The organism is Candidatus Amarolinea aalborgensis (genome assembly GCF_900491745.1).
Taxonomy (GTDB): Bacteria; Chloroflexota; Anaerolineae; order SSC4; family Amarolineaceae; genus Amarolinea; species Amarolinea aalborgensis.
Map to the genome: position 1 here is coordinate 1 of NZ_UETR01000025.1, position 18,593 is coordinate 18,593.

At 64.0% G+C, this 18,593-nt stretch carries 13 protein-coding genes; 7 read left to right on the top strand and 6 right to left on the bottom strand.

All coding sequences use genetic code 11. From position 1 onward, the window contains the following. Positions 1–42 precede the first annotated feature (42 nt). The 5 genes from ACPQ6D_RS19100 to ACPQ6D_RS19120 form a co-directional block, all read right to left on the bottom strand. Positions 43–1,554 carry a hypothetical protein gene (locus ACPQ6D_RS19100; protein ID WP_423225946.1) on the bottom strand — a complete coding sequence of 504 codons (1,512 nt, stop codon included), beginning with the start codon at positions 1,552–1,554 and terminating at the stop codon, positions 43–45. Next, complete coding sequence (locus ACPQ6D_RS19105; protein ID WP_423225947.1) at positions 1,551–2,108, bottom strand: sigma-70 family RNA polymerase sigma factor; 558 nt, start codon at positions 2,106–2,108, stop codon at positions 1,551–1,553. Before ACPQ6D_RS19105 ends, ACPQ6D_RS19100 begins: the two co-directional genes overlap by 4 nt. Positions 2,109–2,220: 112 nt before the next feature. Further along, positions 2,221–2,811 carry a CDP-alcohol phosphatidyltransferase family protein gene (locus tag ACPQ6D_RS19110; protein ID WP_423225948.1) on the bottom strand — a complete coding sequence of 197 codons (591 nt, stop codon included), beginning with the start codon at positions 2,809–2,811 and terminating at the stop codon, positions 2,221–2,223. Between the two features lie 2 nt (positions 2,812–2,813). Continuing rightward, positions 2,814–4,025: a glycosyltransferase family 4 protein gene (locus ACPQ6D_RS19115; RefSeq protein WP_423225949.1), complete on the bottom strand. Its 1,212-nt coding sequence runs from the start codon at positions 4,023–4,025 to the stop codon at positions 2,814–2,816. Continuing rightward, positions 3,908–4,879: a lysophospholipid acyltransferase family protein gene (locus ACPQ6D_RS19120; RefSeq protein WP_423225950.1), complete on the bottom strand. Its 972-nt coding sequence runs from the start codon at positions 4,877–4,879 to the stop codon at positions 3,908–3,910. The genes ACPQ6D_RS19115 and ACPQ6D_RS19120 overlap by 118 nt, the downstream gene beginning before the upstream one ends. A 685-nt stretch (positions 4,880–5,564) precedes the next feature. Between ACPQ6D_RS19120 and ACPQ6D_RS19125 the strand changes: the two genes are divergently transcribed. Then, positions 5,565–6,323 (top strand): SIR2 family NAD-dependent protein deacylase, encoded by a 759-nt coding sequence (locus ACPQ6D_RS19125; protein WP_423225951.1) that lies wholly within the window; start codon positions 5,565–5,567, stop codon positions 6,321–6,323. A gap of 176 nt (positions 6,324–6,499) precedes the next feature. Here ACPQ6D_RS19125 and ACPQ6D_RS19130 read toward each other — a convergent pair whose 3' ends face one another. Next, on the bottom strand, positions 6,500–9,130 hold the full coding sequence (locus ACPQ6D_RS19130) for a BACON domain-containing protein (RefSeq protein ID WP_423225952.1): 2,631 nt from the start codon (positions 9,128–9,130) through the stop codon (positions 6,500–6,502). Positions 9,131–9,277: 147 nt separating this feature from the next. On the opposite strand from ACPQ6D_RS19130, the gene tgt reads away from it, so the two are divergent. The 6 genes from tgt (at position 9,278) to avd (ending at position 18,284) form a co-directional block, all read left to right on the top strand. After that, complete coding sequence (gene tgt / locus ACPQ6D_RS19135; RefSeq protein WP_423225953.1) at positions 9,278–10,453, top strand: tRNA guanosine(34) transglycosylase Tgt; 1,176 nt, start codon at positions 9,278–9,280, stop codon at positions 10,451–10,453. After that, positions 10,450–11,229, top strand: a complete 780-nt coding sequence (locus tag ACPQ6D_RS19140) for a substrate-binding domain-containing protein (protein ID WP_423225954.1) — start codon at positions 10,450–10,452, stop codon at positions 11,227–11,229. Before tgt ends, ACPQ6D_RS19140 begins: the two co-directional genes overlap by 4 nt. Before the next feature lie 245 nt (positions 11,230–11,474). Then, on the top strand, positions 11,475–14,399 hold the full coding sequence (locus ACPQ6D_RS19145) for an FtsK/SpoIIIE domain-containing protein (RefSeq protein ID WP_423225955.1): 2,925 nt from the start codon (positions 11,475–11,477) through the stop codon (positions 14,397–14,399). A gap of 363 nt (positions 14,400–14,762) precedes the next feature. Then, positions 14,763–16,640: an SUMF1/EgtB/PvdO family nonheme iron enzyme gene (locus ACPQ6D_RS19150; protein WP_423225956.1), complete on the top strand. Its 1,878-nt coding sequence runs from the start codon at positions 14,763–14,765 to the stop codon at positions 16,638–16,640. A 208-nt stretch (positions 16,641–16,848) separates the two neighbouring features. Beyond that, on the top strand, positions 16,849–17,907 hold the full coding sequence (locus tag ACPQ6D_RS19155) for a reverse transcriptase domain-containing protein (RefSeq protein ID WP_423225957.1): 1,059 nt from the start codon (positions 16,849–16,851) through the stop codon (positions 17,905–17,907). Further along, positions 17,904–18,284 (top strand): diversity-generating retroelement protein Avd, encoded by a 381-nt coding sequence (gene avd, locus ACPQ6D_RS19160; protein WP_423225958.1) that lies wholly within the window; start codon positions 17,904–17,906, stop codon positions 18,282–18,284. The genes ACPQ6D_RS19155 and avd overlap by 4 nt, the downstream gene beginning before the upstream one ends. Positions 18,285–18,593 lie beyond the last annotated feature (309 nt).

Here is an 18,593-nt window from a genome sequence, read left to right on the forward strand (position 1 = left end):
GCTGCTGTGGCTGCGCCAGGATGGCAGCAACGGGATGCCATCCTATTGCTCGTAGGCCAGCCGGGCGAAGCGCAGGGCGAAACGCGAGAGGAAAAGGGCAGGGAGCTCTCTGTGAGTTTCATGCCAACTGCCCCTGACCGGCTCGACTGTCGGTTCTGCGGCCAGGGTGGCTGTCGGGACGGGCGTCTCTGTCGGCGGCGCAGGCGTCTCGGTGGGGGGCAGGGGCGTGTCCGTCGGCGCAACCGTGCTCGTCTCGGCCGGTGGTGTGGGCGTCGGCTCCGCCGCAGTCGGCGTCGCTGTGATCTCCGCCGCGGTGGGCGTTGCAGTCACGTCGCCCGGCGTCGGCGTCTCCTCAGCAGTCGGCGTGGCCGTAATTTCAACGGGACTCGGGGTCTCCGTTGGGGTGGCGTCAGGCGAGGTAGCTGTGATCGTCGGCGTCAACTCGCCGGGGATCCCTGATGGTGTTGGCGTCCATTCAGCCGTGGCTGTGATCGTGGCAGTGACGCTGGCGGCGGTCGTCATGGTTGGGGTGGGGCTGGCCGGCGCTGTCGGCGTCGCGGTCGCCGTGCGCTTTGGCGTGTTGGTTGGCCGCGGCGTCCAGGTCGGTGGCCGCCGTGTCGCCGTGGGCTTCAACGTTGGCCTGGGGCGCGGCGTCTTACCAACAACCTGCGTTGGCGTCGGCGGTAGGGCGGGCGGCGTCTGCGGCGGCAGGCTATACTTCGGCGCCCACACAGGAATCTCAAGATAGGTGGCATAGGCCCGACCGTGGTCGGGGTCGGTCACGCCTTCTACCACAACGAACACGTTGCGCGCCAGGGCTTCATTCCACAACTCCGGCGGCACATCCACGGCCAGCCCGGGATCCACGATGATCGCGTAATCATGCGGGTACACGGCTACGATCATGCCGCTGATGCGGATCGGCGCCCACCGCCCCAGGTGCAGGGCTTCCTGGACCTCCCGCACCCGTTCCTCATTGAAAGAGCGTCGAAACTCCTCGGCCTTTTCAGGGTGCAGAGCTATCTGGACAGCCAGGTCAACCTCTTTCCCCAGGATCTTCACGCCATACAATCCATCGCCTGGATACGCGGCTTCGGCTACCGAGAGCGTAGCCAGGCTGAACGTCACCAGCGCCAGGATGATCAGCGCGCTGGCCCAGGCTGGGCTGAGCGGCTGCGGCGCTAGAAACGAGCGCAGGATCCTCTCCCACCAGGCGGTTGGCGGTGTAGACGGCCGGCGTAGCGCCGGCGATGATCGCACTGGCGGCTGGGCGGCCGGCGCTCTTTTGGCTTCACGCGCCGGCGACGCCGGCATTCGTGCAACCTCAGCCAGGAATTGGTCACGAATGTCGCCTTGAAGACGCGGCGCGGGCGGCGGCGGTTTGCGCAAGGAGGCGAAGGATGCGACCGTCTCCAATGCTTCGCGCAGCTCGGCCGCCTGCTGCGGGTTTTGGCTCAGCCCTGGGTAAGCGGCCAGACATTCTTCCACGCTGGCGCCTTCGTCCAGGCGGATGCAACAGGCCTCGAACATGGCATCAAATGACAACTCGTTCATTGCTCGCCATCCATGATACGGCGCAGGGCAATAACGGCGCGATATTGTAAGGCTTTGACGGCGCCCTCGCTCTTTCCAATGATTTGTGCAACTTCAGCAATGCTTTTTTCTTCCAAGAAACGCAGCGACACCACCTGCGCCTGTTCTTCTGTCAGTCGCGTGATGGCCGCGCGCAGATGATCTTCGGCCAGACGCTGCTCCGCGCTGTCCACCGGGTCATGCCGTTCACTGGGCATATCCGGCGCTTCATCCAGGCCAACCTGGCTGCCGCGGCTGCGACGCCGGAAATGATCTACCACCAGGTTGTGGGCAATGCGGTAAATCCAGCCTGAAAACGACGAAGTCCAGGCATGATCGCTGCGAATGGCTTCCAACATGCGCAAAAAGACCTGCCCGGTGAGGTCTTCAGCCAGAATGGCATCGCCCACCCGGTGGTAGATGTAGCTGTGGATGCGTGCGGTATATAGGTCGTACACCTGGCTCAGGGCTTGCGGGTCACAAGTCCGCGCACGCTCCAGTAACAACGCTTCGTCAAGCGCTGTTACTATGGGCACCCGCTTTTCGTCTGCGTTCAATGATGAAAGACGTCCATGAAACTGAAAAGACTACGCACCCAACGGCCGAGTTTGGCAAATTCGCGGGCCAGGCGCTATTGACCACCGGCTGTCAGCCGCCTTGCTCTCCGCCCGTGATGCGCCAAACCGTATAGATGCGCTGCACGGCCGTGAAATTCGTCAGTAGGGCCAGAATCCAGAGCGCCGGCAGCATCCAGCCGGTAATCAACCCGGCCACAAGCACGATGATGCGCTCGACGCGTGTGAACAAACCAGACTTGATCTGAATCCCCAGACCCTCCGCGCGTGCCCGCGTGTAGCTGACGAGCAGAGAGCCAATTAAGGTCGCGAAGATGAGGATGGTTGGCAGCCGGTTGCCTTGACCCGTGTAGTAGATCAAGAGACCCAGGAATGTCACCGCCTCTGAATAGCGGTCGAGCGTGGAATCGAGGAACGCGCCAAAGCGGCTGGTGCGGTTGGTCACCCGCGCCAGTGTGCCATCAATGGCATCGAAAACCGCGGCGGCGATCAGCAAAATGCCGCCAATCTGTAGATAACCGGCGGCCAGCACGCCGCTCACACACACCGTGAGCAGGAAACCGATCACGGTCAGGACATTGGGAGAGATATTGGTCACGCGGATCGTGCGAGCGATCGGCTCCAGGATGCCGGTGGCTTGCCGGCGCAAAAATTGTGTCAACATGACTAGGGCTGCTTTCCTTCAGGCTGATGACTGATTTCATCATAGTAATCGAGCAAACGGGGGACGATGGCGTCCCATGTATAGCGCTGCGCGGTTTGGCGACCGTGCTCCCCCAGGCAGCGCCGGCGCTCGGGGTCGCGCAAGAGTGCGATCAGTGCGGCGGCCAGTTCGTCGTGATCGCCAGCCGGCACCAGTAATCCCTCGTGTTCAGGCGTGACCAGGGTGCGGTAACCAACGATGTCCGATGCGATGATGGGCACCCCGGCCGCCATCGCTTCCAAGAGGACCAAGCCGAAACTTTCGAAACCCCGCGCCGGCGCACACACAATATCGGCGCGCTGGTAACACCTGGCCAGCCCAGCCTCGCTCTGCGGCCCGATGAAGCGCACCCGATCCAATCTGAGCGCCGCCACATGCCGCTGGTGCACGGCTTCATCCGTCGCAGTATATGCGCCTGCCACGGTCAAGCGGGCCTGTGGGTGCTGGCGTTCTACCTGGCGCCAGGCGCGCAAGAGCACATCCAGCCCTTTGCGCGACTCCAGGCGGCCGACGAAAAGGACATCGGCGCCTGTCTTGCGCCATGCCAACGGCGCAGATCGCAGGCAGCGCGCATCAATCCCATTGGGAATCAGGCGGAAGCGCAGGTCTACAAACTGGTTCCAAAACGATGCCGTGGCTGCGGACACGGCCACATGACCATCGAGCAACGCCATCCGCGCGCGCCACAACCGTCGCGCCCAGCGATAGAGGCGGTTGGGGCCTTCCCGGTACGCATGAAAGGTGCCCATGATCCGCACGTCGGCGCGGTCGCGGGCTGCGGCCAGGGCAGCCCAGGGAACCCCCGGCGCCAACGGTTCATGCACGTGGATCATGTCGAAATGCTCCTCGTCCAACAGCGTACGGATCCGCCCCTTGATTCGCGGGTCAAGGCTGATGTGCGAGACAGCGCCTGAATAGGGAAAAATGAACACATGCGAAGACAAATTGCGCAGGTTGCCATTGAGACCCATCGGGATGCGGCTCGCGGGCGAGGCTGAACAAGGCGCCAGCACCCGAACATGATGCCCCCGCCGTTCCAATTCCAGAGCCAGACCAATCACATGCTTGGTGACTCCGCCTGGTACGGCGATATCGTAGGGTGAGACGAGCGCAATGCGTCGCGTTCGAGTGCCTCCCATAACGGCGTTGTTAGCACCCATTGATCGGGCTGCCATGTAATGATTCGCTCCAGCTGAGCGCCCATGGCGGTCAGGCCATTGGTCAGCGTCTCTTCTTCGGTCGCCGCGGGCGCCCACACCAGCGGTTCATGAATGATCAACTCAACGCGGCCGCTGTGCAGGCGCTGCGCAGAGATAGGGATCAACGGCGCACGCCAGCGCATGCTGAGCCGCAAGGCGCCAACCGGTAGGCGAGCGGCGGCCCCACAAATCGTGACGGCCTGGCCGCTGCCGGTCGTGTCGCGATCCATCATCAGCCCCACCAGCCCACCCTGGCGCAGCGCGCGCGCCATGGGCATCAACACGGTGTCGCTGGCGACAAAACGATGACCGTGCGCCCCACGCACGCGGCATAACCATGCAAACAGCGCCGGCGGTTGCACTCGTTCAGCCGCAATGAGCGCCGGCCATCCGCGTGCGGCCAGGGCCTGCATGGCCAACTCGCCCCCCGCAAAATGACCGCCAAGCAAAATCGCGCCTTGATCCTGCTGACGCAAGCGCTGCAGGACGGACTGGCCCTGAATCTGCACCATGTCGTGCAGCACCGCGGCGTCCAGTCGCGGCCCCAGAAACAGGTCACGATAGTTAAGCCACAAGTGACGATAGGCCCGTTGCGCGGTTTGTACCACGGCCGGGTCTGCGGGCAGCCGCTGCAGCACATGACCCAGGTTGTGCAGCAGGCCGTGACGCGCCGCAGTTTTCTGTGACCATTGCCACCGCGCCAGGCTTGTCAACATCGCAGATGAGGCGGTTGGCGTGAGATGAGCCAAAAGCCAAGCGCCCACGCGCAGCGCGGCCCATTGCCCCTGCGCACCCGCGTCAACAAGACGTTTCTGTTTATGATGGTTCATGACGCACAGCAATCTTACCCTGAAACAAAACCACTGTCAAACAATGAGACGCACAGTCTGATCTGGTGCATTTCAGTTTGGGGGCGGGTCCGACGTCGAGCGATTGAGGCTTCGTCGTGAGCGGCTCGACCGCACGGTTCGACAGGCTCACCGCACGGGGCCTGAGCTTGTCGAAGGCCGCTGCAACCACCTCCAAGCCCAACCGAAGCCGGCTACGCCGCGGAACTGAAATGCGCCCGCCACAAAATACAAACCTCTCGCGCGCCGTCAGGCCCGATAGGGCCTTCCACCTTGTAGCCCGATCCGTTCACGGTCGGGCGGCGTTGGTTGCGCGCACGCTATCGGGCCAGCAACCCCGCCGGAGGCCAAAGGCCATCCGGCTACGAGGTGCAAGCCCCTCTGGGGCTACGCCCCGAAATTGAAATGCACCCGCCTGATCTGGCTGCAGAGACAAGCACGCGGGCAGCAGGGTTCATGCAGGATTTGCGGCAGGCACTGACCTGTGTTACAGTAGTGTTATCAAGATGTGGTCCTGATATCGCGCGTAACGGGGGAATGTAACCCGATGTTTTCGGCATGGACGCGTACCCGCTCAGTGCTGATTCAACTTGCTACTCGACGCCTGACCCTGTGGTACTCTTTGCGCTCCCAACGATCGCGTGCGGCTGAACCTGAGGATCAAACGATGGACGCACTCCTGCAGCGCGCAGCCACGCTCCTGCGCAATTCATCCCGCACCGTCGTGTTGACGGGCGCGGGCATCAGCACTCCTTCCGGCATCCCTGATTTTCGCAGCCCCACCTCCGGTCTGTGGGCCACTTTCGATCCGCTTGACGTTGCTTCCGTCTGGAGTTTTCACGAAGCGCCGGAGCGTTTCTACGCATGGATGCGGCCGCTGGCGCGTCAGATTCTGGACGCGCGGCCGAACCCGGCCCACCTGGCATTGGCCCGCCTCGAAGCCGGCAACCTGATTCATGGCATCATCACCCAGAACATTGACGGCCTGCATCAACGCGCTGGCTCGCAGCATGTCCTGGAGGTGCACGGTCATCTGCGCACGGCCAGTTGTCTCGACTGCCACGCTCAGCGCAGCACCGACGGCCTGTGGGATGCTTACCTGGACCGCGGCGAGCTGCCGCGCTGCGCCAACTGCGGCGCCGTTCTCAAGCCAGACGCCATCCTGTTCGGTGAACCGTTGCCCTACAACACCCTCCGCCAGTCGCAAGAAGACGCCCTGCATTGCGATGTCTTTGTGGTCATTGGCTCGTCGCTGGAAGTCGAGCCGGCGGCCGATCTGCCTTTCCTGGCGCAGCGTCGCGGCGCGCAGGTCGTTGTCCTCAACTACGTTCCCACGCCCATAGACCCACGCGCGGCCCTGGTCGTTCATGCGGACGCGGCCATAGTTCTGCCGCGCCTCGCCGACATGCTCCTCGGCCCCGCCTGAACGATTTGCCCTGACCTCCTATCGCTGCAAAAACAGAAGGCCGCCCGGTATCTACCGAGCGGCCTTTTCATACAGGCGAACTCACACGATCACGCGAAATGCTGCAACCCGAATCCTGAATGTTAGACCTCGCGCGAGCGCCAATCCTTGTTCAGCATTCGTTGTTCAGCATTTCTTTACGGCATCACCATCGGCAGACGCACCTGGCTGAGGCGGCCCGGCTCGGCCATTAGCACGATCGTGTCAATCCCCACAAAGCGATTGGTGGTATTGGGGCCGCCATCAATTACGATGGTGACGTGGTTGAAGCCGACCGGCGTGCTGTTGCGATCGAAGGTGACCTGCATCGTCGAAGGCACCTGCCCACGATTCGGATTCAAAATCAGCCAGTCGTAGGAATCAACATCGCCATCACCTGCTGGACCGGCATAGTGCCAACCCTTGCCTGTCCAGGTGAAAGCCTCCGGCTCGGCCTGCATCTTGTCCTTCCACTGCGCCCACATGGACGCGGGAATGGCGCCGGCGATCCAGTGGATGCCGGTGCCGCCGCCGCGCTGGTTGATGTACAGGAGGGCGGATTCAACGTTCTGGCTGCGGTCTTGGATCCACATCAGAGAGTCTATCGGGTTCTGGCTGCTGTCCAGGACATCCATCACCGGGCCAACCATCCGCAGCGTGATCGGAATGTTCTGTGGGGTATTGGTGACGCCGCCGCCCGTGGCGGTCACGCGGATCGTGGCGGTGTATGTACCTGGCCTCAGCCCCGTCGAGTTGACGCTGACGGTTACGCTGCGCGGCGTCGTGCCGCTGGGGGGCGTCAGCGAGAGCCACGCCACACCTTCCACGATGCTGGCCGTCCAGTTGACAACGCCCGGCGTGCCGGTGTTGCCGATGTTCAACGTCTGACTCGCAGGCGATGGGCCGCCAGCTGTGCCGTTGAAGGTGAGACTGGTTGGCGAAACCGTCAAACCTGGCGGCCGCACGACGAAGCTGACGGCCACGTCTTTGGGGCTGGCCTGGATCGGTATGCCGTTCTTCGAGGCGGTGATACGGATGACGGCGCTGTAACTGCCAGACGCCAGGCCCGCCGGATTGACCGTCACGTTCAGCGCGGCGCCGCTCGGCCCGGCGCTGCCAGAGCTTGGACTCAGGCTCAACCAGGACGGGTTGCCCTGTGCCACGGCCGTCCAATTGAAACTGCCGGTGTTGGCGCTGTTCCTGATCGTCACAGCCTGGCTGGCGGGCGCGCCTCCGCCGTAGTCAGCCGTGAAACTCAGGCTGGCGGGTGTGACATCCAGCACCTGCGGCCGCACGGTCATTGTGATCGAGACCTCTTTGGGGCTGCCGTCAATCGGGTTGCCGTTGCGCGTGGCCGTCACTCGGATCGTGCCGCTGTAGGTATTGGGCTGCAGGTTTCCTGGATTGACCGTCACACTGACCGCCTGGCCGTCAGCGCCGGTCGTGCCCGAACTGGGATTCACCGTGATCCAACTGGAGCCGCTGGTGATGCTGGCCGCCCAATTGATCGTGTCGCTGTTGCCGTCATTCTTGACGGTGAAGGTCTGCGCCGCCGGGGATCCGCTGCCGAAGTCGGCTGCGAACGCCAGGCTGCTCGGCGTCACATTCAGATTGGGGTTGACCTGCACGCCCTGGCCGTCTACGTTGCCGATGGCAAAGGAGCTTTTCCAACTGCCCGTGTATTCGAGATAATCGTTGTTGACCTCAGGCTGCGGGAAGTAACGCACAGAGGCGTCACGAATGATCACGGCTTCGTCGCGGCCGTCGCCGTCGAGGTCGCCGGCGTCCACGTCATTCCAGCCCGGCCCCAGATTGGCCGGCTCGAAGTCACGCATGGAGGTGCCGCTTGGATTGCGAATGGCCAACTGCACCACGTTGTTGTCATTGACGCTTCGCAGCATCAGCACTTCATCATCGCCGTCACCATTCAGGTCGCCGACCGCCAGGCTGGTGAAGTTGGGGTACAGTTTCTCGCCGTACAGTTCATCCCACTGGTTGGATGACCGCCAGCGCCAGACCCAGAATGAGTTGAGCTGGAAGAGTACGCCGGTGCGAGACAGCGCCATCTCGCGCTTCGGGGTCGAGTCAAGATAAATGTCGCCAACAGCCACGTCAGTCCAAACGAAGCCGGAGGTGCTGTCAATCAGCACGCTGAAGTTGCTGCCGCTCCAGGCTTTGACCAACTTATCCGCGTCGCGCAGCATGACGAAATCTGCGCGGCCATCGCCGTCAATGTCACCCGTAGCCAGTGTGCGGAACTGGCCGCCGAAGGTCTCCGTGTAGATCTGCGTCCAGGTCGTGCCGGTGGCATCGCCGCGCCAGACGTACAGCCTCTCGCCGCTGCCTTCGGAATGGGTGGCGATAATCTCGTCGCGCCCATCATTGTTCAGGTCGCCGGTCGCCACCAGGCGCCACACGCGGCCGCCTGTGACCGACTGCTCGAAGGCGACGGTGGTTGCGCCGCTCGGTTTGAACGGATCGAAGGCCTTGAGCGTGCCGCCCTGCATGGCGATGATCTCCGCGTCGCGATCGCCGTTGAGGTCGCCCACGGCTACTTTTTCCCAACCCAAATCAGGCGACTGCCAGGTGGCTGGCTGAAAACCAGCCTGGGTGTAGGGATCTTTGACGATGATGCGGCCGCGGTTGTTGGACGAGTTGTCAATGACGATGATCTCGGCATCCGTCACGACAGCGCCTGCCGGTTTTGCGGTCACCGGCGTCAGGCTGCTCAACGGCAGCATCGCCACCACGGCGAGCAAGCGCCACAGCTTGAATCGGATTTTGTGCATTGGTTTTCTTTCTCCCATGAATCGAAAAGTATTTGCCTTCGGGTTGCGCACACAGCGCGGCATTATAACATAAGCAAAGACGGCCTCAAAACCTTCTCTATGAAGGCCGTTTTTACGATTTGCCTGAGTTGTCTTATAATTCCTCCCATGCCTTTTGATTTTACCCTTCTTGCGGCCGATGCAACGACCGCCGCGCGCACGGGCGTTTTCCAAACGCCCCATGGCCCCATTGCCACACCCTGTTTTGCCCCAGTCGGCACGCAGGCCACGGTCAAGACCCTGACCCCGGCCGATCTGCAGGAACTGGGCGTGACGCTGATCCTGGCCAATACCTACCACCTTTACTTGCGCCCCGGCAGTGAGTTGGTGGCGCGGCTGGGCGGCCTGCACCGCTTTATGGCCTGGGACGGCCCCATCCTCACCGATTCGGGCGGCTACCAGGTCTTCAGCCTGGCCCACCGGCGCAAGTTGGACGCGGACGGCGTCACCTTTCGCTCGCATCTCGACGGCAGCCTGCACCGCTTCACCCCAGAAAAGGTGATGGAGATCGAAGCTGATCTCGGCGCGGATATCATCATGGCCCTGGATGAGTGCCCTGATCCCCTCGACCGCCACTATAATGAAATTGCCCTGCAGCGCACCCATGCCTGGGCCGCGCGCTGTCGTGAGTCGCAGCGCCGGCCGGATCAGGCCCTTTTCGGCATTGTGCAGGGCGGCATCTTTCCCGACCTGCGCGTGCAGAGCGCCCACTTCCTGCGCAGCCTCGATTTTCCGGGCTACGGCATCGGGGGGCTGGCCGTGGGTGAAACCAAAGAGCAGATGTACGCCACACTCGACATCACGCTGCCCGAATTGCCCGCTAATCGGCCGCGTTACCTGATGGGGGTCGGCGCGCCGGAAGACCTGGTAGAAGCCGTGGCGCGCGGCGTGGACCTGTTCGACTGCGTGCTGCCCACGCGCGTGGCGCGCAACGGCGGGCTGATGACCCATCGCGGCCGGTTGAATCTACGCAACGCGCAGTATGCGGCCGACACCGGGCCGGTGGAGGAAGGCTGCACCTGTTACTGCTGCCGCACCTTCAGCCGCGCGTATCTGCGTCACCTGTTCAAGGCCGGCGAGATTTTGGCCCTGCGCCTGGCGACGATGCACAACCTGCACTTTCTCCTGACGTTGATGGCCGACATGCGCGCCGCGATCAGCGTGGGCCGCTTCGACGAACTGCGCCGCGCCTTCCTGGCCGGCTATGAACGACCGGACCAGGAAACGCGTCACCGCCAACATGCCGCGCACCGCCAACGCCTGGCGGCCGGGCTGGGCGTATGAAAGGCCTGGCGATCTTACCGCTGCTGGCCTTGCTGCTGCTGGCCTGCAGCGGGACGCAGATCGAAACGCCGACGCCAGAGCGCATCAGCATTGCCGGTTCAACCAGCGCGCAGCCGCTGCTTCTCTCGCTGACCGCCGCCTATCACCGGCAGCATCCTGACATCTCCTTCGATCTACAGCCGGTGGGCAGCGCGCTGGGCCAGACAATGCTCATGAACCGACAGGCCGACCTGGCCGTCTCGTCGTGGCTGACCAGCACCCAACTGCCAGGCCTGCAGGTCTTGCCCATTGCCAGCGACGCGGTGATCGCCATCGTCCAGGCACGCAACCCCATCACCGACGTCACTCTGCTGCAGCTGCGGGGCATCTACCAGGGGCGCATCCTGGACTGGAAGGACGTTGGCGGCCGCAGTGGAGAGATTCTAGTCGTCAGCCGTGAAGAAGGCTCTGGCACACGGGCCTTGTTTGAAAAGAACGTCATGGGGGATCAGCGCGTCACATTGACTGCGGTCGTCATGCCCAGCGAAGAAGCCGTGCGCGCCTACGTCGCCTCGCACGCCAACGCCATTGGCTACGCGTCGCTCGTCGGCGCCAGCGGCCGCGGCGCAGACGCGGAAGTAAAGACGTTGGCGGTAGAGGGCGTGGTTCCCGAAATCGCCACCTTAACGACGTCGGGTTATCACCTCACACGCACCATCTACCTGCTCGCGCGCCGGCCCGTCAAGGCGTCGCTGCAGCCCTTCTTGACGTTTGTGAGCCGCGAGACGGGAAAGTGAAGACCGGAGACCAGAGACCGGAGACCAGAGACCGGAGACCGGAGACCAGAGACCGGAGACCGGAGACCGGAGACCGGAGACCGGAGACCGGAGACCGGAGACCGGAGACCGGAGACCGGAGACCGGAGACCGGAGACCGGAGACCGGAGACCGGAGACCGGAGATCATCCGCCTTCCACACACCCAATCTCTGATCTCTGATCTCAGATCTCTAATACTTGGGCTACCAGAAAGGACGGGACCCGATGACTGTAACCGAAGCAACGGATGAAGTTCGCACCCAATTTCAACAGATGGCGCACAGCGCGGCCCTGCTGCGCACATGGCAGGCGCACTACGTAGATGCATTGGCGGCGCAGCAAAAGGCCGCGCTGCTTGAACTGGCGGCGGTCTACACTGGTCAACGTGAGTCCGCGCAGGCCGAGTTTCGCCAACGGACGGCGGCGGCAGACGCCAGCCTGGCTGATGAGACTGCGCAGATTCATGCGCGTTGGCAGACAGACAGTGCAGGCTTCGCCTGGCTTGCCGGTTCTTGGGCCGCCGCGGCCGCCGCAGCCTATACGTCGCCCCCGCTGACAGCGCCTACGCCCAGCAGTGTGCGCATCGGCCGCCTGCGCCTGGCGGGCGACCCTGGCGCGTGGGACATGCCGGCCCTGGCGCCCTTGCTCGGCCAGTCGCATGTGCTGATTGACGCCCGCGGCGACGCCGCCTTTGCCGCGGCGAGCCGAACGCTGCTGCAATCCATCCTGCTGCGCCTGGTTTTGACCTGCCCCCCGCGCCGCGTGCAGTTGACGCTGTGCGAGCCGGGCGGCGCGGGGAGCCTGCTGGCCGGTTTCCTGCATCTGCCGCAAGAGCAGCGTGGGCCTCGCGTTTTCGTGCGACCAGACGAACTCATCGCGCAGTTGGCGCAGATCAGCGAGCACATCACGCATGTGGCCCAGGAACGGCTGCGCAATGTCTACGCCACGGTGGAGGACTACAATGCGGCCAACCCGGCCACGGCCGTGCCCTACCGCGTGCTGGTGATTGCCGGCCTGCCCGCTGGCTGCGACGAGCGCACCTGGGCGGCCCTCCTGCAAGTGGCGCGCACCGGGCCGGCCGCCGGCGTCTATCTGCTGGCAACCCTGGACAGCCTGACCCCGCCCGCGCGCAACATCAACCTCGCAGACCTGACCGCGCTGTGCACCCCGCTGCGCTTCACCGCCACTGACTGCCTGCTCTGGCAAGACGCGGAGCTGGGCGAATTTGCGGTGACGCCCGACGCGCCGCCGCCTGCCGCACAGATGAACGCCTGGCTGACCGCAGCCGGGGAAGGGTTGACGCAGACGACAATGGCGCTGGACTTTGCGCAGATCATGCCGCCGCCAGAACAGCGCTGGACCGGCAGCAGCCGCGATGGGCTGGATATCCCGATCGGCCTGGACAGCACGGGCGCCGTGCACCGTCTGCAGTTGGGTCGCGGCGTCATCCATCATGGCCTGCTGGGCGGCGCGCCTGGCTCAGGCAAATCGAACCTGCTGCACGTGCTGATCATGCAGTTGGCCCTGACCTATTCGCCGGACGAGGTCGAGCTGTACCTGTTAGACTTCCGCGAAGGCGTCGAATTCCAGGACTATGTGTCGCTGCCGCACGCGCGCGTGGTGGCCTTGGAAAGCGAGCGCGAGTTTGCGCTGAGCATCCTGGAACGCTTGAAGGCAGAAATGACAGCGCGCGGCGACCGCTTCCGGCCGGCTGGTGTGCAGCTCCTGGCCGACTACGTGGGCGTGACAGGGCGCCCCTTCCCGCGCATTCTCCTCATCATTGACGAGTTTCAGGTGCTCTTCAGCGAAGAGGACGCGCTGGCGCGTCAGGCCAGCGGGCTCCTGGACAGTCTCACACGCGTCGGTCGCGGCTTTGGCATCCATGTCTTGCTCAGTTCACAAACGCCAACGATCTCCGGCCTCTACGGCCGAACGCTGTACGAGCAGATGGGGCTGCGCATGGCGCTGCGGTGTACACCGATGGTCTCGCAGGCGGTGTTAGGCGATGGGAACGTGGCGGCCAGTCAGTTGAGCCAGGTTGGCCGGGCCATTGTCAACGATGGACTGGGCGCTGCGCACCAAAACCGCGAGGTGCAGGTCGCGCTGCTGCCCGCGGCCGAACGCCGCGCCGCGCTGGCCGCGGTGCGCACGCTGGCGCACGGGCGCGGCGACCCGCCGGCTGTCACTTTTGCCGCGCGCGCGCCGGCGAGACTAGAGGCCAACCCCGAGCTGCAAGCGGCTCTGACGCAGGGGCGCGCCGCCGTGCTGGACGACGGCGTGCAGATCTGGCTGGGCGAACCGATCGCGATCAAAGCGCCGACCGCGGCGCGCCTGGACCGCTACGAAGCGTCCAACCTGCTGATCATCGGCGGCGATGAAGATCAGGCGTTTGGCTTGCTCACCGCGGCCGTGCTCAGCGTGGCTGCGCAGCGCGACCCCGCACAGGCTCAGTTCCTGGTCGGCGACTTCAGCCGGCCCACGTCACGCTACTTTGGGCTGTTCGGCCGCCTGAACCTGCCGCACCGCATCCTCCTGCTGAATGCGCGCCAGTTACGCGGCCCTGATCCGGCTGCTCCAGCGGCCGGCGCCAGCAGCAGCCCTGCTCCGGGTCGGACCTCTCGCTTCGATTTCCCGACGCCCGCGGTGAACGCGCCGCCGTCATCCGCCACCCCCCTGGACCGTCTGGAGGCGCTGATTACCGAGCGCTGGGCGCAGATGGATGCCGGGGTCGTACCAGACGGCCCGGCCATTTACCTGGTCTTGGCCGGTCTGCATGCCTGGCGCGACCTGCGACCAGTGGATTTCAAACCTTCGCCGGCGGCCGAGCAGGCGCTGCGCATCGCGGCGCGCGGGCCGGAAGTGGGCGTGCATGTCATCGCCTGGGCCGACAGCTACACCACGCTGGAGCAGAGCTTCAAGCGCGGCAGTCTGGCCCATTTCGATCACCGCGCCATCCTGCGCGTGAGCGAGCCCGAAAGCAACAATCTGTTGGGCAGTCCGCTGGCCGCCCGTTTGCCCGACGGCCGCGCGCTCTACCGCTTCGAAGGCGCCGCCCAGGGTGTGATAGAAAAATTCAAGCCCTACGTCGTGCCCGAGGCGACCGCCCTGACTGCCCTGGTTGCGCAGATTCGGGACGCAATGCGGGTGTGAAGCCTCGAGCGGGGGCCGCCACCGATTGAAATCGGCGGCTGAAAAAACCAAAAAACCTGCTCAAGCAGGTTTCAGGCGTGGCGCGCCGCCGATTGAAATCGGCCCCTGAAAAGGCTAAATGCCTGCTCACGCAGGTTCCAGTAGGTCACGCCTCCGGCGTGACGACGCCGTCGGCGGCAGATCGTGCTTTCTTGCGCCAACGCACGGTCTGAAGACCCTATGACAATGACGGCGCCCTCTGCCACAAAAGCCGCCGATTGAAATCGGCGGCTGAAAAAACCGAAAACCTGCTCAGGCAGGTTTTCGGTGTACCAGTACCAGGCGTCGGATTCATCCGCTGCTTGATTGAAAGGAAACATCTCTATGGCCAACAACCAAGACCTGACCGCCATCCTGCGCGCGGCCCTGCGCGCCTACGAGCACGCGCGCGCCGTGCGTCTGCAAGCCGAACGCCAGGCGAGCGCGCAGAGGGAACGCGCCACGGCCGAGCTGAACGCGGCCGAACAGAGCGAGCGCGGCCGCCTGGAGGCCAGCCAGCGCAGTCAGCGCGCCCTGGCTGAGGCTGAACAAGCGCGCCTGGGCGACCTGGCCGCCGCGGTGACCGCGCTCGAAACCGCGGCGCGCACAGCCCTGACCCAGGCTGGCCTGGCGCACATCGCGGGCGCGCCCGCGGCCGTGGACGCCGCGCCCGCCAAAGCCCGGCGCGGCGACGCGGAGGTGAGCGATCTCTTCGTGCAGGCCCAAACCGGCTACGTGGCCCTGCGTGAGGCGCTCTACCGCCTGGCCGCAGCCCAGGTGGAGGTTGGGCAGGGAGAGGCCGCGCGGCAGACCTTGCAGCCCCTCCTGGCCGATGGCGCATCTCCCTTCTTCCCGGCCGCGGCTGCGCTTCAGCGCGAGAGCTACCTGCGCCCCGCGCGCGAGGCCCTGGCTGCTCAGGCGTGGGAGGTCGTGCGCACGACGCTGGCGCCGTGGTTCAACGTAAGCAAGGCGGATGAAGAAGCCAGGAAATTGGAGCGGCAGAGCTACCTGCGCCCGGCGCAGCAGGCGCTGGAGGCCGGGCAGTGGGAGGCCGTGCGCACTGTGCTGGCGCCCTGGTTCAACGTGAACAAGGCGGACGAAGAAGCCAGGGAATTGGAGCGGCAGAGCTACCTGCGCCCGGCGCAGCAGGCGCTGGAGGCCGGGCAGTGGGAGGCCGTGCGCACGACGTTGGAACCGTGGTTGAAGCACAATAAGCGCGACTCTGAAGCGCAAGTTCTCGTCTGCGAGAGCTATTATCGGCCTGGCGCCGCCGCCCTCGACCAGGGGAACTGGGCCGCCGCCCGAAGCGCATTGGCTGCGCTGAATGCGTATGAGACAGGCTACAAGGATGCGTTCGAGTTGGAGCGGCAGAGCTACCTGCGGCCCGCGCAACAGGCATTGGAGGCCGGGCAGTGGGAGGCCGTGCGCACGACGTTGGAACCGTGGCTGAAAAAGGTCAAGGCGGACGTTGACGCGCGAGGACTGGTACACGAAAGTTACTATCGAGCTGCAAAACTGGCTTATGAAAATCATCAGTTTGACCAGGCATTTGTTGAGTTTCAGTCACTGGCGATTCTTGTGAATGAATACAAGGATGTGAGTTCCCTGTTACAAGGGTCACTGGATAACTTGCCAGGACGCACCACTCCCAAGATACCCGGCTTGAAGTTCGTCAAAGTACCGGCCGGGAGGTTTCTGTATGGAGATGGGAAGACGGTAACGAATATCGAAGAGTTTTGGATTGCGGTGACTCCAATTACGAACGCAATGTACAAACTGTGTAAGCCGGGCTGGACTTTTCCTACCGGGGAGGAAAATCACCCGGTGGTCAATGTCAGTTGGGATGATGCGCAGGCTTTTTGTCAGTGGGCGGGGGTGCGGCTGCCCACGGAACAGCAGTGGGAGAAGGCGGCGCGCGGCGTGGATGGCCGCGCCTACCCCTGGGGCAACCAGACGCCGAGCGGCGACCTGTGCAACTTCAACAACATCGTGGGCGGCACGACGCCGGTGGGGCAGTATCCCCAAGGGGCCAGCCCCTACGGCCTGCTCGACATGGCCGGCAACGTCTGGGAGTGGTGCGAAACGGCCTATTCGCAAGGTGTGTACGTGATTCGGGGCGGTGCGTACGACTCCAATGCCTCGAGGGTGGGGTGCGCCGACCGCTACGGGAACTACCGGAACGGCCGGGATGTGAACGGCGGTTTTCGAGTTGTGCTCCCTTAGCTGTTGGGCCTCTGGCCGCTGGCGCCTCTGGTCTCTGGAAAGCGCTGGAACTCTGGCGCGCTGGCTTGGCCCCGAGAGACGCCCCCGAACCAGACAGGCTCGTCGGTAGGCGTTCTCTGCCAGCGGGCCGCCGCAGGCGGCCAAATTTTTTTCGCAAAAACCTGATTTGCTTTGGCGCTCACGGCTGCCATTGCCACAGGAGCTGACCATGGTCAAACAAGTGACCGGCTGTTACGCCGATGTCTATCGCTGGGACAATCTCTACGCGGCCTACCGCCAGGCCGCACGGGGCAAACGCGGCCGCGGCCCCGCGGCGCGCTTCGAATATCGCCTGGAGGACAACCTGGTGCGCCTGCAAGAGGAGTTGGCCGCGCACACCTACCGCCCTGGCGCGTATGTCCATTTCTTCATTCACGAACCCAAACGCCGGCTGATCAGCGCCGCGCCCTTCCGCGACCGCGTCGTGCATCATGCCCTGTGCAACATCATTGAACCCGCGTTCGAGGCCAGCTTCATTGATCACTCCTACGCCAACCGCGTCGGCAAGGGCACGCATCGCTGCCTGGATGCGTGCCAGCGCTGGCTGCAGCGCTATCGCTACGTCCTGCAGTGCGATCTGCGCCAATACTTTCCTAGCATTGACCACCGCATCTTGCAGCGCACCCTCGACCGACGCATCCAGGATGGGGATTTGCGCCGCTTGATCGCGTTGATTCTGCGCAGCGGCGCGGGCGCCCTGGCCGGGGAGTATGACATGGTCTATTTTGCGGGCGACGATCTGTTTGCCGTCAACCGTCCGCGCGGCCTGCCCATCGGCAACCTGACCAGCCAGTTCTGGGCTAACTGCTACCTCAACGAGTTCGATCATTTCGTGACGCGTGAGTTGGGCTGCCCGGCCTACCTGCGCTTCGTGGACGACTTTTTGCTTTTTGCCGATGACAAGCGTACACTGTGGGCCTGGAAGCAGGCTGTCAGGGAACGGTTGGCTGCCTTACGTCTGACTTTGCACGACGCGTCGGCGCAGGTGCGACCGGCGACAGAGGGAATTCGTTTTCTCGGTTTCGTCGTTTTTCCCACCCATCGCCGGCTCTTGCGGCGCAAGGGCATCCATTACTGGCGCCGTTTTCGTCATCTGCTGGCTGACTATCGCCGCCAACACGCGAAGCGCCCGCGGCTCGACGCCTCGCTGCGCGGCTGGGTCAACCATGTGCGTTACGCCAACACCTGGGGCCTGCGCCGGGCGCTGGTGCAAGGCGTGCGACTATGAGCCAGGGCGAGGCGGAGCAGCCGCTCTTCACCAAAACTCCGGACTTTCTGGCCTGGTTGACGCTGGCTGCCAACAACTTTCCACGGCTGCACCGGCATACCCTGACGCGGCGTCTGTTGGATGCAGCGCTGGATTTCCAAGAGGCGATCCTGGAGGCCAACAGCCGGCGCGGCCAACCGCGGCTGGAATGGCTCCTGGCCGCTGATGCGCACCTGGACAAGGTGCGGCTCTACTTGCGCCTGGCTCATCGTCTAGCCTGGCTCAGCCCGGGTCAGTACGAACATGCCAGTCACCTGGTGGCCGAATTGGGCCGTTTACTCGGCGCGTGGTTGAAATCAACCCGTGACGTCATCGAAAAAAGGCAGCAAGCAGCCTGAAACCAGGCTGTTGTTGTAGGGGTCAGCGGAAATCGAGGGTGGGGTGCGCCTACCGCAACAGGAACAACCAGAACAACCGGAATGTGAACAACGGTTTTCGAGTTGTGCTCCCACAGCTTTCCGTTCTGCCGTGCGCGGCAGGACGCCAGTATTCTGCGCCGGTCACGGCTTGCGCAGCAAGGTGCGAGAGCTGGCGCCGCTGATTCCTGGCCGCGCCTGGAGCCATCCAGGCCGGGCATCTACTGTCCCAGGGTCTGCGCCTGGCCCGTGTCCGCCGTGGCGGCCGGATTGGCGCAGACCCGCAGGCTC

Coding starts and splice junctions, on each gene's coding strand:
- ACPQ6D_RS19100 (WP_423225946.1), bottom strand. CDS start 1,554: ATGAACGAGTTGTCATTTGATGCCATGTTCGAGGCCTGTTGCATCCGC.
- ACPQ6D_RS19110 (WP_423225948.1), bottom strand. CDS start 2,811: ATGTTGACACAATTTTTGCGCCGGCAAGCCACCGGCATCCTGGAGCCG.
- ACPQ6D_RS19115 (WP_423225949.1), bottom strand. CDS start 4,025: ATGGCAGCCCGATCAATGGGTGCTAACAACGCCGTTATGGGAGGCACT.
- ACPQ6D_RS19120 (WP_423225950.1), bottom strand. CDS start 4,879: ATGAACCATCATAAACAGAAACGTCTTGTTGACGCGGGTGCGCAGGGG.
- ACPQ6D_RS19125 (WP_423225951.1), top strand. CDS start 5,565: ATGGACGCACTCCTGCAGCGCGCAGCCACGCTCCTGCGCAATTCATCC.
- ACPQ6D_RS19130 (WP_423225952.1), bottom strand. CDS start 9,130: ATGCACAAAATCCGATTCAAGCTGTGGCGCTTGCTCGCCGTGGTGGCG.
- tgt (WP_423225953.1), top strand. CDS start 9,278: ATGCCTTTTGATTTTACCCTTCTTGCGGCCGATGCAACGACCGCCGCG.
- ACPQ6D_RS19140 (WP_423225954.1), top strand. CDS start 10,450: ATGAAAGGCCTGGCGATCTTACCGCTGCTGGCCTTGCTGCTGCTGGCC.
- ACPQ6D_RS19145 (WP_423225955.1), top strand. CDS start 11,475: ATGACTGTAACCGAAGCAACGGATGAAGTTCGCACCCAATTTCAACAG.
- ACPQ6D_RS19150 (WP_423225956.1), top strand. CDS start 14,763: ATGGCCAACAACCAAGACCTGACCGCCATCCTGCGCGCGGCCCTGCGC.
- ACPQ6D_RS19155 (WP_423225957.1), top strand. CDS start 16,849: ATGGTCAAACAAGTGACCGGCTGTTACGCCGATGTCTATCGCTGGGAC.
- avd (WP_423225958.1), top strand. CDS start 17,904: ATGAGCCAGGGCGAGGCGGAGCAGCCGCTCTTCACCAAAACTCCGGAC.